Annotated in this window: 9 protein-coding genes; 8 read left to right on the forward strand and 1 reads right to left on the reverse strand. The window is 33.0% G+C overall.

Going from position 1 to position 16800, the window contains the following annotated elements:
• The first annotated feature begins 205 nt into the window (after nt 1-205).
• The 6 genes from proS to V4P56_RS02480 all read left to right on the forward strand — a co-directional run bounded on the left by proS (nt 206) and on the right by V4P56_RS02480 (nt 9466).
• Nucleotides 206-1531 (forward strand): proline--tRNA ligase, encoded by a 1326-nt coding sequence (proS, locus tag V4P56_RS02455; protein ID WP_455482493.1) that lies wholly within the window; start codon nt 206-208, stop codon nt 1529-1531.
• Nucleotides 1532-1542: 11 nt separating this feature from the next.
• Nucleotides 1543-2811 carry a lipoprotein-releasing ABC transporter permease subunit gene (locus V4P56_RS02460; protein WP_455482494.1) on the forward strand — a complete coding sequence of 423 codons (1269 nt, stop codon included), beginning with the start codon at nt 1543-1545 and terminating at the stop codon, nt 2809-2811.
• A complete protein-coding gene (locus tag V4P56_RS02465) occupies nt 2811-3491 on the forward strand; it encodes an ABC transporter ATP-binding protein (protein ID WP_455482495.1) in 681 nt (226 codons plus the stop codon). Before V4P56_RS02460 ends, V4P56_RS02465 begins: the two co-directional genes overlap by 1 nt.
• 72 nt (nt 3492-3563) lie before the next feature.
• Nucleotides 3564-3854, forward strand: coding sequence for an FAD assembly factor SdhE (locus V4P56_RS02470; RefSeq protein WP_455482496.1), 291 nt, complete (start codon nt 3564-3566; stop codon nt 3852-3854).
• Between the two features lie 5 nt (nt 3855-3859).
• Nucleotides 3860-7360 carry a transcription-repair coupling factor gene (gene mfd / locus V4P56_RS02475; protein WP_455482497.1) on the forward strand — a complete coding sequence of 1167 codons (3501 nt, stop codon included), beginning with the start codon at nt 3860-3862 and terminating at the stop codon, nt 7358-7360.
• 1494 nt (nt 7361-8854) lie between these two features.
• Nucleotides 8855-9466: an invasion associated locus B family protein gene (locus tag V4P56_RS02480; RefSeq protein ID WP_455482498.1), complete on the forward strand. Its 612-nt coding sequence runs from the start codon at nt 8855-8857 to the stop codon at nt 9464-9466.
• 84 nt (nt 9467-9550) lie between these two features.
• On the opposite strand, the gene V4P56_RS02485 is transcribed toward V4P56_RS02480, so the two are convergent.
• Nucleotides 9551-12169, reverse strand: coding sequence for an Rne/Rng family ribonuclease (locus V4P56_RS02485; protein ID WP_455482499.1), 2619 nt, complete (start codon nt 12167-12169; stop codon nt 9551-9553).
• 613 nt (nt 12170-12782) lie between these two features.
• On the opposite strand from V4P56_RS02485, the gene V4P56_RS02490 reads away from it, so the two are divergent.
• Entirely contained in the window at nt 12783-14012 is a 1230-nt protein-coding gene (locus V4P56_RS02490) for an N-acetylmuramoyl-L-alanine amidase (protein WP_455482500.1), read from the forward strand.
• A gap of 170 nt (nt 14013-14182) precedes the next feature.
• Nucleotides 14183-16648: a penicillin-binding protein 1A gene (locus V4P56_RS02495; protein WP_455482501.1), complete on the forward strand. Its 2466-nt coding sequence runs from the start codon at nt 14183-14185 to the stop codon at nt 16646-16648.
• The last annotated feature ends 152 nt before the right edge of the window (nt 16649-16800 follow it).

The raw sequence follows: 16800 nt of genomic DNA on the forward strand, positions 1-16800 counted from the left end.
TTAAGTTATTTTCTCTTAATCTAAAAAAGAGATTTTTAAATTATTTTTATTGTAACAAATAAATTTAGTGAAGAAAATATAACATATTAAATTTTAATAATAGATTGGTTATGTTTGCAAACATTCAAAATGTATTTATAGGTTGGCATATAATATATTAAAACTGTTCTGATATGATGGATTTGCTTAGGAGTTAATTAATTCAATGCGTCTTTCTCAATATTTTCTTCCTATTTTAAAAGAGAATCCTAAGGAAGCAGAAATTGTTTCCCATCGACTTATGTTACGCGCAGGTATGATTCGTCAACAAACAGCAGGGATTTATTCTTGGCTTCCATTGGGTAAAAAAGTGCTTGATAAAGTTTGTAAAATTATTCGTGAAGAGCAAGAACGAGCTGGTGCCGTAGAAATATTGATGCCTACAATTCAAGCTGCTGATCTTTGGCGTGAAAGTGGCCGTTACGATGATTATGGTTTGGAAATGTTACGTATTAAAGATCGTCAAGAACGTGATTTACTTTATGGGCCGACCAATGAAGAGATGATAACGGATATTTTTCGTTCATATGTTCGTTCTTATAAGGATCTTCCACTCAATTTATATCAGATTCAATGGAAATTTCGCGATGAAATTCGCCCACGTTTTGGTGTAATGCGCTCGCGAGAATTTTTAATGAAAGATGCTTATTCTTTTGATTTTGATCATGAAAGCGCAAAGACATCTTATAATCGTATGTTTGTTGCTTATTTACGCACTTTTTTTCGTATTGGCTTAAAAGCAATTCCTATGCGTGCTGATACAGGTCCTATAGGAGGTGAACTTAGTCATGAATTTATTATTTTAGCTAAAACGGGTGAAAGTGCTATATTCTGCGATAAGCAATTTCTTGAACTTACTGTTCCTCATATTTCAGTTGATTTTACTGATAAGATTGTTTTAGCTGATATTGTAAAACAATGGACATCTCTTTATGCAGCAACAGAGGAAATGCATAATGAAGAAGAGTGGAATAGGGTTTCTAATAATAATCGTCTTTCAGCTCGAGGTATTGAAGTAGGGCATATCTTTCATTTTGGTACGAAATATTCTGATCCGATGGGAGCAAAAATTATGGGACAAGATGGAAAAGAGCATCTTGTTTCTATGGGATCTTATGGTATTGGACCTTCACGTCTTGTTGCAGCAGTTATTGAAGCTTCTCATGATGACAATGGTATTATTTGGCCAAAATCAATAGCACCGTTTGATTTTGGTATTATTAATATGAAACCAGATGACGAGAAATGTACTCATGTGTGTGAAACTCTTTATCAGGGATTAATACATGCTGGTTTTGATCCATTATTAGATGATAGACATGAGCGTCCTGGATCAAAATTTGCGATAATGGATTTAATTGGTTTGCCAACGCAAATAATTGTTGGACCTAAAAGTATTACACAAAACGAAGCTGAAATTAAAGATCGCAAAACAGGTATTAAAAAATCATTAACGATTGAAGCTATCCTCAACCAATTTTCTATGATTTGATAGGCGATGTTATGAATAAGTTGAGGAATAAATGGTTTTCATCTTATGAATGGATGATTGCATTTCGTTATATGATTCCGAATAAAAAACATGTAGTTTCATCTGTAATTTCAATTATTTCTTTAATTGGAATTATGTTAGGGGTATTTGCTCTCATCGTTGTTATGGCAGTAATGAATGGTTTCCGTACAGAGCTTCTCAATAGCATTTTAGGTATGAATGGGCATCTTATTGTTCAAACAACGAATTCTGGTTTTTCTGATTATGATACCATTATTTCTTCCTTGGAATCTATGAATAATGTAAAATTTGCTTTGCCCGTTGTTGAAGGTCAAGCGCTTGTGCAAGGTGAACTTGAAGGTGGGGCTGGTGCTTTAGTTCGTGGTATGCGTAAGCAAGATTTGGAAAAAATAAAAACGGTATCTGAAAACATTAAATTAGGTACACTTTCTCAATTTGATAAAGAGGAAGGTGTTGCAATTGGAAGTGGTTTGGCGGAAAAATTGGGGCTTACAGTTGGGAGAGATCTTCGTATTATTACAGCTGATGGTGACGCGACTCCCTTTGGAGTTATGCCACGTGTTAAAGCTTACAAAGTAATTGCTATTTTTGAAGTTGGCATGTCGGAATATGATTCAATATTTGTTTTTATGCCTCTTCGTGAAGCACAAATGTTTTTTAATTTAGGAGATAAAGTTCCATCTTTAGAGTTATTTCTTCATAATCCTGATATTGTCGATCAAATAAAACCAATAATAGAGAAAGACATAGATCAAAAAGTTTATTTAATTGATTGGCGTACACGCAATCAAGCTTTTTTTTCAGCTTTACAAATTGAACGGAATGTTATGTTTGTTATTCTTTCTTTAATCATTCTTGTTGCTGCATTGAACATTATTTCGGGATTGATTATGCTTGTAAAAGATAAAAGCCATGATATTGCAATTTTGCGTACGATGGGTGCACATCAAAGCGCGGTTATGCGTATATTTATTACTACTGGTGTAGTGATTGGGTTGATTGGAACAATATTGGGGCTAATTTTAGGTATTATAGTTACCATTAATATTAATCGTATCCAAAGCTTTATATCTTGGTTATTTAATGTAGATGTTTTTAATCCTCAACTTTATTTTTTAACAAAATTACCTGCGCAAATTGATTGGGGACAAACAGCAATAGTTGCTGTGATGGCTTTATTTTTATCATTTCTTGCAGCACTTATTCCAGCATGGCAAGCTGCTAAGCTCGATCCTGTACAAGCTTTGAGGTATGAATAATGGCAGCTATTTTAGAGCTTGTTGAGATCGAGCAACGTTTTTTTGATAATAATAAGTCATTGATTATTTTAGATAAAGCTAATTTTATTCTTAATCGCGGAGAACTCGTAGCGCTTGTTGCTCCATCTGGTGCTGGAAAGTCAACACTTCTTCATATTGCTGGGTTGTTAGAGAAACCAACAGCTGGTGATGTATTATTACGGGGTGTCTCTTGTGCAAAATATTCTGATAGTGAGCGGACAGCTATTAGGAGAAATGATATCGGTTTTGTCTATCAATTTCATCATTTACTTCCAGAATTTACAGCTTTAGAAAATGTTATGATACCACAAATGATAGCAGGATTAAAAAAATCTATTGCAGAAGATCGTGCATTTAAATTATTAACATATTTACGTGTTTCTCATCGTGCAAAACATCGTCCATCAGAATTATCAGGTGGTGAACAACAGCGTGTTGCAATTGCACGTGCAGTAGCAAATGGCCCTTCAATTCTCTTAGCTGATGAACCTACAGGAAATCTTGATCCTGTAACTTCAGCTTATGTATTTCGAGCTTTATTTACACTTGTTTGCCAATCTGGTCTTTCTGCTCTTATTGCAACACATAATTATAGTTTAGCTAAACAGATGCATCGTCGAATTACGCTTAAAGAAAAAAAGATTGTCGAACTTCCTTAAAAATAAGATATAAAATTTATTCTAAAAATTGAATACTAATTGATATTATTTTTGCCTATTAAGGAGATTTTTATGGCAAATTCGGTTATTGACAAAGATCAATTGGATGTGCGTCGTCGCAGATTGGTTTTTCGTGCATGGCACCGAGGTATTCGTGAAATGGATTTAATTTTGGGGTACTATGTAGATGCACATATTGTTAAAATGAATGATACAACAATCTCTAATCTTGAATATATTATGTCTTTTGATGATCATGAGTTATTAACGTGGATTACTGGAGAGATTTCACCACCACCTGAAGTTGATAATTCACTTTTTCGTGATGTTGTGAATTATTATATTTGTATAAATTTAAATTGATTCTGATGCCTATATTCAAAAAAATTATCATTCCTAAAAATATTTCTGTCCATACAATTTTTGCTGGAGTTACTGAAGGATTTGAAGCTTTTGCTCTTGCTAAATTGAGTTCAGAAATTTCGCAAGGTAAAGCGCTTGTCTATGTTGTTCGTGATGGAACAAAAATTTCTCATTTACAGCAAGTTTTGAATTTTATTGAACCAAATTTGCCTGTTATTCAATTTCCTGCATGGGATTGCTTGCCCTATGATCGTGTATCACCTGGGATTGCAATTATGGCACGTCGGTTGTCAGCTTTAGCACATATATCAAATTTTCGTAAAAATCCACGCACCTCAATTATATTAACGACAGCAAATGCAATTATGCAAAAATTACCTCCTCGTGAAATGATTGAGGCTCAGATTTTTCATGTATATGCTGGCCAGCGTATTAATATGAATTATTTGGTTCAATCTTTAGAATCCAATGGTTTTGAGCGTGTTACGGTTGTACGTGATGTTGGTGAATTTGCTGTAAGAGGAGGAATTATTGATATTTTTTCTCCTATGGATATAGAACCTTTGCGTCTTGATTTTTTTGGAGATATTCTGGAAACTATTCGCATATTTAATCCAGAAACACAAAGAACAACGGGTACAAGAACTGAGTTTTTATTGCAATCAATGAGTGAGGTTGTTCTTAATCCTGAGTTAATTAGTCGCTTTAAAAGCAATTATATCCGTACATTTGGTGTATCACGAAAAAACAATATGCTTTATGAAGCAATTTCTCAAGGGCGGCGTTTTGCTGGAATGGAACATTGGTTGCCATTTTTTTATGAAAATCTTGATAGTTTTTTTGATTATTGTGAGGATTTATCTCTAGTTTTTGATCATCGCATAGAAGAAGTACTCATTGAGCGTTATCACCTTATTGAGGATTATTATAATGCTCGCAAAGAGCATGAAAATGATAAAGAAAATCCTGCTTCTTACCATCCGATAGAGCCTAGCCTTCTTTATTTAACACCTAAGTATATTTTAGAACATACTCAACAATTTGGCCAGCGTATTGATTTTACACCTTTTAATATTCCACCAACTTTTGAAAAAACTATTGTTCATGCAAATGTTATGTTGGGATATGATTTTGTAAAAGAGCGTAATGCACAAGAAAAAAATGTTTTTTCCAGTGTAGTTAATCATATTGCTTCATTACGTGCTGCTGGTAAAAAAGTACTTTTAGCTTGTTGGAGTGAAGGGTCTCTTAATCGTTTATTACAAGTCCTTGATGAACATGGATTGAAAAAAATAGATGTTGTAAAATCATTGCAAGCTGTCAAAGCAGCACCACGTGATCGTATATTAGCAGCTGTTATAATGATTGAACACGGTTTTGAGGATGAAGATTTTGCTATTATAGCAGAACAAGATATCCTTGGCGATCGATTAATAAGGCCTTCAAGAAAACGTAAACATAATACAAATTTTATTTCTGAGATTTTTTCTTTAAATTCTGGGGATATCGTTGTGCATATAGACCATGGTATTGGGCAATTTATGGGTCTAAAAACCATCACAACAACTGGAATTTTACGGGATTGTCTTGAAATTCATTATGCTGGAGGTGATCGACTCTTTTTACCTGTTGAAAATATCGAACTTCTTTCACGTTATGGATCAGAAGGGGTAGATATAGCGCTAGACAAGTTAGGTGGTGTTGCTTGGCAAGCGCGTAAAATGCGATTAAAAAAACATCTATTAGAAATGGCTGGTCAGCTGATTAATATAGCTGCAGAGCGTGCTATGCGTTCTGCACCTGTTTTAGTTCCATCACCTGGGTTATTTGATGAGTTTGTTGCATGCTTTCCTTATGAAGAAACAGAAGATCAAATAAATGCAATTGATGCTGTTTTAGATGATTTAGCATCAGGAAAACCAATGGATCGGTTGATATGTGGTGATGTTGGTTTTGGAAAAACAGAAGTTGCCATTCGAAGTGCTTTTGTTGCAACATTAAATGGCTATCAAGTTGCTGTTGTTGTGCCGACAACTTTACTTTCACGGCAACATTACAAAACTTTTGTCTCACGTTTTCAAGGATTACCTATTAAAATTGGTCATGTTTCAAGGCTTGTAAAAACTAAAGAACTTGCACAAATTAAAAAGGGTATTTCAGATGGTACAATTGATATTGCCATTGGAACACATGCATTATTAAGTAACGCAGTTAATTTTTCACGGTTAGGACTCCTTATTGTAGATGAAGAGCAGCATTTTGGTGTAAGACAAAAAGAGCGCTTAAAAGAGCTTAAAAGTGATATTCATGTTCTTACACTTTCAGCGACACCCATACCACGAACTTTAGGATTGGCATTATCAGGGGTACGTGAACTTTCGTTAATAACAACTCCACCCATTGATCGAATGGCAGTACGTACTTTTATTTTACCTTTTGATGCGCTTGTTATACGTGAGACTTTACTTCGAGAATATTACCGTGGTGGTCAAAGTTTTTATGTTTGTCCTCGTATTTCTGATCTTGCTTTTGTAGAAGAATATCTCAAAACACATGTCCCCGAACTCAAATTTGTTGTAGCTCATGGTCAGATGCCGGCTGGGCAGCTTGATGATATCATGAACGCATTTTATGATGGGCGATATAATGTTCTGCTATCAACAACTATTATTGAATCCGGTCTTGATATTCCAACAGCTAACACATTAATTGTGCACCGAGCTGAGATGTTTGGTCTTTCTGCTCTCTATCAGTTACGTGGTAGGGTAGGGCGTTCAAAACAACGTGCTTACGCACTCTTCACATTTCCTCCTGGTAAAGTTTTAACTGCTACTGCTGATCGTCGTTTAAAAGTATTGCAATCTCTTGATACATTAGGGGCTGGTTTCCAATTAGCAAGCCATGACATGGATATTCGTGGTTCAGGAAATTTCTTAGGCGAAGAGCAATCAGGACATATCAAAGAGGTTGGATTTGAATTGTATCAAAAAATGCTTGAAGAGGCTGTTATGGAGTTAAAAGGTGGCGAACAGAGTGAAGATAAGCAATGGTCACCTCAAATTTCACTTGGTACAACAGTAATGATACCAGAAAGTTTTGTACCTGACTTATCGTTACGTATGGGGCTTTATCGTCGTTTAACAGCACTTAATAATTTAGAAGAGATTAACGAATTTGGAACTGAGCTAGCCGATCGCTTTGGTTCTTTACCATTTGAAGTTCAGAATCTTCTTAAAGTCTTTTATATTAAGATATTATGTAGGAAAGCACATGTGGAAAAGCTGGATGCTGGACCAAAGGGTATTGTTATACAATTTCGCAATAATTATTTTGAAAATAGTGTTGCTCTTGTTCAATGGGTGGGAAAACAAGATTCAATGGCAAAAATTCGATCAGATCAAAGTATTATTTTTATTCGTAATTGGGCTACAGTGGATGAAAGACTTGTTGGGGCAGCAACTATTATGACACAGCTTGTAGAAATAGCGGAACAACGTCCTGTTTAAAAATCTTCTTTATTAATTCAAAATTATCATTTATTTGATTGCATCATTTTGCAAAGATGTTCATTCGAGGTATATAATTACCAACTTTTGGTTAATGCTATCCATAAGTATATTAACGTAATGTAATTAGTAAAAAATGGCACTGAATAAAAAGATTCATGGTATCTACCACACATTAAAAGTTAAGCTAAAACACGTATTATAATTTATAAAAATTTCATAAATAAAACTGCAAGAAGTGAAGAAACTTAACTTCTTGCAGTATGGATAATTTTTATAAAAAGCACTGGAAAGCTTATATCACTTTTATCATAAAGTCAATTAATTATCTTTTATAACTATTAATTTTAAAATATATTATAAAATAAAATATTTTTATATGTGTAGTATATATAATAGATAAATAACGCTATATATAGAGAATTCGTATGAATTTTAAGCGTAAAAATGTGATCCTTTTATTACAAAATTTTTTTTAGTAACTTTAATATGTGAAATAAAAAGTATTTATATCAAATTATTCCTTGTTGAATTAGTTTTTGTTAATTTAACTTTTTATGATAAAGATATTGATATTACAGTAAAAAATTATTTATCATATTTTATTTCTTTATAGAAAGTAGTTAAAGATATCTAATACACTAACGTAGAAATTGTGTTACAAGAAAAATTTTGTTAAAAAAGAGAGGATTTTGGTTGGGAAAAAAGCATAATCGATTTGACATACTCTAAAATTAATCAAGAGCTTAGAAAAAAAATTCAAAAATAAGCATTAATATATAGTTATAATAGATTGAAAAATAATATTTTCTTCTTCTTGATAAAGAAATACATAATATAATAATTTTAAGTAAAAGAGAAATATTATCTATTGTACATAGTGTCTTGTAAAAGTAATTCAAATGAAAAATATAAATAAAATTATTTTAGTAATTATTTTGAATATTACTCGTTATCTATTTATAATTATAATTAATTTCTTATAAGGAAATATTTAATAAATTTTTTAGTATATTATAATACTATTAATTAAAGTATTATATATTTTTATATTGAATTATAATTATAAATATTTTTGTAAATATTATTTTTTATTTTCTTTTTTAATATCACAAAAATAAATGAAATATTTAGATAATTAAGAATTATAAATTAAAAAATATCATAAAAAAATAAAATTTATAAGATAATGTAAGAGTTTATTTAAATTATATTATTAATTTATTTTATGTAATTTCATTTTATTAAATAATTTATTAATAACTTTTATAAAAAATTAATTCGGTCAAAAAAATATCATACATGATTGTAAAAGAATTGAATTAGTTGTTTGTAATTTTTTTTCTAAATTTGACTTTTCTCTTTGTGTTGAAGTAAGAAGCATAAAAAAATATCATTTCATTGATTTATTTTAACACATTTAGTTTAAATTATATTTAATATTCCTAATGTTGGGATTATTGTATAAAGCGTGTTGGAAGGATTAGCTTAACCATGTCGTATAAAAATATCTATTCTGCTGTTTCAGTATTAGCTGGAGCTACCGCTCTTTTTTTTGCAATTCATACTCTTGCCAATGCTCAAACTTTGTCTCAAGGTTGGTATAAAGTTTGTAGTAAACAGCACGACGTTGATATTTGTAATACAATGAATACTATTGTATCAAATACTGGACAGCCTTTAACAGCTTTCAATTTAGTTGAAATAAAAGGAAAGCAAAATGAAAAACGTATAGGCATTCAGGTACCTACAGGTCGTTTTTTACCAGAAGGTGTTCATATCCAAATTGGAGATAATTTCTCTAAAAAAGTTCCTTACATTATGTGTAATGGATCAAGTTGTATTGCTAATGATGCCTTAGATGATAAACTCGTTGCCGCTATGAAAAATGGCTCAAAAATGATTGTAACTACAATTAATTTCCGAGGTTCAGCTAATCCCATTGAATTTTCTCTCAATGGTTTTACAGCTGCATACACAGGCCCTGGTATGGAAGAAAAAGATTTTCAACAAGAACAAATAAAATTGCATCAAGCTATTCAATCAAAACAAAAAGATATTGAAGATCGTATGCGAGCTGAGCAAGAAAAAGCTAAACAAGATTAATAAAGACAAAATAGAAAAAAAATTGTATATTTTTCTTCTAAAGCTAAATCGCCACAAAATACTTTGTGGCGATTTTTTAAACACTTAATTTTTAAAAATATTTCTACGCTTCCACCAACCAACACGCTTAGTTTTGGGAGCATCATCGGATGTTGATGATATAATAACAGGTTGATTAATTGGCTCTTCAAGATCAGTATAAGTTTGTTCAGTGGTTTTTTCTATTGTAGATTTCTGCTCTAATACGTCTTTTATTTCTGTTGATTCTTCGAAGGATGTTTTTTTTCGTGCTTTACGCGTCGATTTTTTTGTATTTAAAGAATTTTTTTCTGCTACGTCATAAGCAGATTTATCCACTTCTTTTGTTCTAACTTTATGTATCGGGTCAACTGTAGATTTTTCTTCAAGAGATTCTGATATTGTTATGTTCTGATTATTTTCAAGAATTTTCTTACTTTTTTCTGTTTTTTGAGATGATATTTTACGTTTTTTAGGTTTATCAATCATCTCAATTTTTATATCTTCATCTTGTTGTATAACTGGGTGTGTTGTGTCATTATTTGATTCCGAAAATTCAATAGATTTAGCAAATGGAATACGACGCTGACGGTGTTCTGCTTTAATTTCTGCTAAGGCCTGTTTAGCAAAATTTCCTACTGGTTCCGCGTAAGGAATACGAGGCTGATAAAAATTATTATCCTGATTACGGCGACCACCACGACGCCCCCGACGGCGTCCTCGACGATGAGAATCTTCATCATTTAGGATATTATCTTTTTTATGGATATTTGAGAGAGAATTATTATTAATCTCACTTTGACGATTTTTACGCTGACGTCGTCGATTTATTTCAACTGATGTTTTATCGTCAATGGATTCATTTTCTATTAAAATAGCATCTTCAATTTCTTCTTTACTATTATCTTCAATAGCCAATGAAGTATGAGCAGATGCTTCTGCTATTGTACTCTTAGAAATAATGAGATGTTGTGTTCCAATGTTGTCATCAGCTTCAATACTAATATTAAGTTTAAAGCGTGCTTCAAGATTAACAAGAATATTACGTTTATGATTCAATATATAAAGTGCTGTTGTTACAGGCGTGCGCACAATAATGTTATATTCTGGATTATGAAAAAGATATTCTTCAATTGAACGCATTACGTGTAAAGCGATTGAAGACTCAGAGCGTATACTTCCCATTCCAGCACAATGTGGACAAGGTTGCATTGTACTTTCTAAAACTGATACACGAATACGTTGACGACTCATTTCCAGAAGACCAAAGTGTGAAATATGACCAACTTGAATACGAGCACGATCATTTTTTAAACAATCTTTCAACTTTTTTTCAACCATCCTAACATTACGATCCTCAAGCATATCAATAAAATCAATCACAATTAAACCAGCTAGGTCACGCAAACGTAATTGGCGAGCTATTTCTTCTGCAGCTTCAAGGTTAGTTTGTAACGCCGTTTTTTCAACAGAATGTTCTTTAGTAGAACGGCCAGAATTTACATCAATAGCAACAAGTGCTTCTGTTTGATTAATAACAAGATAACCGCCAGATTTCAAAGAAACTTTCGGGTGCAACATTTTATCAAGTTGGGTTTCAATATTATTGCGCACAAAAATAGGGATAGGATCACGATAAGGTTGAACAACTTTTGCATGACTTGGCATAAGCATACGCATGAAGTCTTTTGCTTCACGATACCCTTGATCGCCAGAAACAAGAATTTCATTGATATTTTTATTATAAAGATCACGTATAGATCGTTTAATGAGATTACTTTCTTCATGAACAAGACATGGTGCGGTTGATTTGAGTGTTAAAGTACGAATAGTATCCCATAATCGTGTAAGATATTCATAATCGCGTTTAATCTCAGCTTTTGTTCTATTTGCTCCTGCTGTTCGCAGAATAACTCCCATACCTTTTGGAACTTCTAATTCTTTTACAATTTCTTTAAGACGCTTGCGATCTTGTGCATTAGTAATTTTTCGTGAAATTCCGCCACCTCGTGCTGTGTTAGGCATTAAAACAGAGTAACGACCTGCTAAAGACAAATAAGTGGTGAGTGCTGCACCTTTATTACCACGTTCTTCCTTGATTACTTGTACTAACAAAATTTGACGTCGTTTGATTACTTCTTGAATTTTATATTGACGCCCTTGTTTACGCTGATAAGTGGGAAGCTCTTCACGTACATCTTCTACACCAACCATTTCAATATCATTATTTGAATCATTTAGATCATCTACATCATCAACTTTTATTGGTTCAGATATAGTATCGTTTTCAACATCTGCAGTTAGATTACCGTTAATCTCATCTTTTTTTGTTTTTTTAGAGTGTTTTTTACTTTTATTTGTTTCTTCAGTGAGATCATCTGTTTGATTTTCTTCAATAACTATTTCTTCTTCTTCAAGAAGAGCAAGGCGATCAGCAATAGGAATTTGATAATAATCAGGATGGATTTCTGAAAATGTTAAAAAACCATGGCGATTACCACCATATTCTACAAAAGCTGCTTGAAGTGATGGCTCTACATGTGTAATGCGTGCTAGATAAATATTTCCTTTAAGCTGCTTTTTATGTTCTGATTCAAAATCAAGTTCTTCAATTTTGTTGCCATGAATAACAACAACACGTGTTTCCTCTGGATGGGAGGCATCGATAAGCATTTTGTTTGACATAAGTTAAAATCCTGAAGGCGACATATATAACTTTACTCAGACGAACAGTGTAATTATTCGTAAATATAAAGAGCTGTCTGCCATAAAAGGGTGGTGTTAGCATCACAGGGTGGGTTACTACTTTCAAATGCATTGCTGCACCTACAGTATTTATAATCATTATCTCCACCTGTTTTGTATGATTCATATTTTTGTAAATCTCTGGTAAAACAACCTTGAAAATAGCTCGGATATCCGAACCAGCGAATCTCAAATAACACAATCTTGGCTTTTGAGACATAAAGACTTTTTGTTCATTGTTCATAAAAAGCTCAAATGTATAATGTGCGATAAACTTTTTAAAGATAACTTAATATGAACTACAGATAATTTAAGTCAATACTAGATGGCTCTTATATTGGCCAAGAGGCGTAAATACTCTTTTATGTCGATATCACGTCTTTGGCAAGTAACAATATAAATGTGTACTGTATAACGTCTCTATTATTTTTATTTAGTTTTTTACTGTTTATGGTTAAAAAATTTAGAATTTATTGAAAAATATCGCGTAGATTCAACGTATTTCTTTTATACGATGAGATTAGTTATTGCTGTAGAATAGAGTATTTCACTTATGATAAGAGGATTTTTTACCAAAAAACCGAAAGCAATTTATTGGAATATAATTTGGTGTTTGATATACTGTTTATTATTTTTTTTGATATTTCAAACACATATACAAGCTGCAGATACTTTGAAACTTGTCAGTTTGCGAACCATAGGTGATAATGCATACACTCGTATTCTCGCTGTTTTTGATGCTGAACCAGATGTTCGTTTGCAAATTTTGGATAAACCTGCACGTTTAATTATTAATTTACCTACAATTGATTTTCCAGCGCAAGATACAACTTTAGATAAACAAAATACATTATCAGGTATGCTCTCTGATGTGCGTTACGGATTTTCTGATATGTGGACATCACGTATTATTTTGACGAGTAAAACTGCTTTTGTTGTTGAAAAAAGTATAGTACAAAAATTAGATAATGGTTTATGGCGGTTAGTAATAGATATTACTCGAAGTACACAAAAAAAATTTGATGAAATATTAAAAAATCAGCAAAAATCTAATCTGGATACAAAAATACAGATAAACCCAATACGTAATTTTCGTGTTGTTCTTGATCCTGGTCATGGTGGAATCGATAGCGGTGCACGAGGTGTTAGTGGAATTTTAGAAAAAAATATAACACTAGCTTTTGCGCGCGCATTGCAAGATGAATTAAGAAAAGATTCCCATATTACTGTTAACTTAACACGTGATTCTAATATCTTTCTAAGATTAAGTGAGAGAATTAAAAAAGCGCAGGAATTTGATGCTGATCTTTTTATATCTATTCATGCAGATACTATTGGTGTCCGCTCTTTGCGTGGTGCTACAGTATATACCATATCGGATAAAGCATCTGATGAAGTTGCAAAATCTTTAGCTGAAAGAGAAAACAAGGTTGATCTACTTGATGGATTGCCTGCAGAAGAATCGATTGAAATTACAGATATTTTAATCGATCTTATTCGACGTGAAACGCATACATTTTCAGTTAATTTTGCTAATCGTGTTATTTTGAATTTATCAAAAAGTAATATTAATTTAATAAATAATCCTCATCGATATGCTGATTTTCAAGTTTTAAAAGCTCCAGATATACCATCTGTCTTGATAGAGATAGGATATTTATCTAATAAAGAGGACGAAAAATTATTAAATAATCCCCGATGGAGAAAAAAATTGGCTGCTTCTATTGCTCGTTCTATTCGTCAATTTGCTGAATATAGACAGAAAATTATGCAGCCTCTTTAAACTTACAAAAAAATAGAGTATCAGTATCAAATTCTGGTATAAAATATTGAATAATAAGAGATGGAAAAAAGCCTTATCTTTGTCTTAATTTAATAACAAAAAAAACTGTTTTTAGTGAGATAATATACTTTTCCTTATGATCAATTCTGAAGAAAGCGATAACCGTTTTGATGATGATTTTTTTTAGATATCTCCTTAATTTTATTATTATTATTGGAATTTTGGGAACAATGATGTGGGGAGGGGTGATAAGCAGTCAGGCGAGTGCTATTCCTGATTATGAAGTTCTATCGCTATATGAACCACCTGTGATGACTCGTGTTCATGCTTCTGATGGTAGCCTTATGGCTGAATTTGCAACAAAATATCGTCTCTATTTACCAATCCAATCAATACCAAAACTTCTTAAAGATGCTTTTATTTCGGCGGAAGACAAAAATTTTTATCAGCATTTCGGTTTAGATCCCGAGGGACTTTCTAGAGCTTTGATCAATAATATCCGTAATATCGGTTCTGGTAAACGTCCAGAAGGAGCATCAACCATCACACAGCAAGTTGCAAAAAACTTCCTTTTAAATTCTGATGCAACATTAGAGCGTAAATTAAAGGAAGCAATCCTTGCAATGCGTATTGAGAGAACCTATTCAAAGGATCATATTCTCGAGCTGTATCTTAATGAAATCTATCTTGGGCGTAGTACTTATGGTATCGCAGCAGCTTCTTTGGTTTATTTTAATAAACCTGTTAATGAACTTACCTTAGAACAGTGTGCTTATTTGGCTGCTCTCCCTAAGGGACCAGCAAATTATGACCCATTTAAAAATACACAGCGCGCTATTAATCGGCGTAACTGGGTTATAGATCGAATGGTTGCAAATGGGTATGTAACATCTAAACAAGGTGAAGAAGCTAAAGCAAAACCTTTAGGTACAACGATACGCGGCAATGACAACTATGTTTTTGCTGCCGATTATTTTACTGAGGAAGTGCGTCGTTATCTAATGTATCGTTATGGAGCTAAAACGCTTTATGAAGGTGGACTTTCAATTCGTACAACGCTTGATCCACATTTACAGCTTATTGCTCGGCGTTCTTTGCAAAATGGATTAATTAAATTTGATCGTTCACAGGGGTGGCGTGGACCTTATAAACATATCGATAAGAAAAATGATTGGGGTATAGAACTTGCAAATATTGCTAAATTAAGTGATGTTCCTGAATGGCGTTTAGCAGTTGTTCTTTCTGTTAACGCAAATAAAGTAAAAATTGGTTTACAACCAAAACGTGAAGCTTCAGGTTTATTATCAACAAAACGGGAAATTGCTGTTTTATCTGAAGATGATTCAAAATGGGCATTAACTACTATTAATGAAGATGGTCATCAAAAAAATGTTCAGGATTTATCTCATGTTCTGCGAGTTGGAGATGTCATTTTTGTTGAAAAAGTATCAAATACAGATAACACTTACTGTTTACAGCAAATCCCAAAAGTTGAAGGTGCAATTGTAGCTATGGAGCCTCATACTGGTCGCGTTCTTGCAATGGTAGGAGGGTTCTCTTTTGCTGTATCTGAATTTAATCGCGCAACACAAGCTTACCGCCAGCCTGGTTCTGCTTTCAAACCTTTTGTGTATGCAGCAGCACTCGATAATGGATATACCCCAGCATCAGTTATTTTGGATGGTCCTGTCGAGATTCGTCAAACAAATGGTGAAGTTTGGCAACCTAAAAATTATGGTGGCACATTTGCAGGACCTTCAACATTGCGTTATGGTATTGAATATTCTCGCAATCTTATGACTGTCCGGCTTGCCAATGATATGGGCATGTCTCTCGTTGCTGAATATGCAGAACGTTTTGGTCTCACAGATAAATTACAGCCTTATCTTCCCATGGCTTTAGGAGCTGGTGAAACAACAGTTTTACGGATGGTTACAGCTTATTCAATTATTGCTAATGGAGGGCGATCTATTAAACCTTCACTTATCGATCGAATTCAAGATCGTTATGGAAAGACTATTTATCGTCATGATGATCGTTTATGTAAAAATTGCAATGCTCAGTCGTGGGATAATCAAAGTGAACCAACATTGGTTGATGAGCGAGACCAAGTGCTTGATCCTATGACAGCTTATCAGATTATATCGATGATGGAAGGGGTTGTTCAGCGTGGTACAGCAGCACATTTGCATTATCTTAATCGACATATTGCTGCTAAAACGGGCACAACCAATGATTCTAAAGATGTGTGGTTTATGGGATTTACTCCAGATCTTGTCGTTGGTATTTTTATTGGCTATGATCAACCAGCACCGTTAGGATATAATGGAACGGGGAGTTCATTAGCGGCTCCTATTTTTGGTGAGTTTATGAAGGTTGCTTTAAAAGGAAAGCCAAATATACCATTTAAAATGCCAGAGGGTATGATTTTAATGCCAATTAATCGTAAAACAGGTATGCTTGCTGAAGCAGGAGAGCGTGATGTTATTATAGAAGCATTTAAACCAGGAACTGGACCTGCTGATATATATCAGGTAATTGGTAGTACAGCTTCTTTTCAAGAAGGTGTTCCTCTAGTAACTACTTCTCCACAGGTTAATAAAGCTCTTGATAGTGGTACCGGTGGATTATACTAATTAATAATCAATCTTCTTTGATATAATAGATAAATATGAATAATATTCACCCATTTTCATAAATACGGTGGAGGATATAAATTACATAAGATGTATGATATTCGCCACGACATAATACCGTATTGGAAATACAATTCTTAACATCATAATTT

It is taken from the genome of Bartonella sp. B35(2025), from assembly GCF_053794465.1.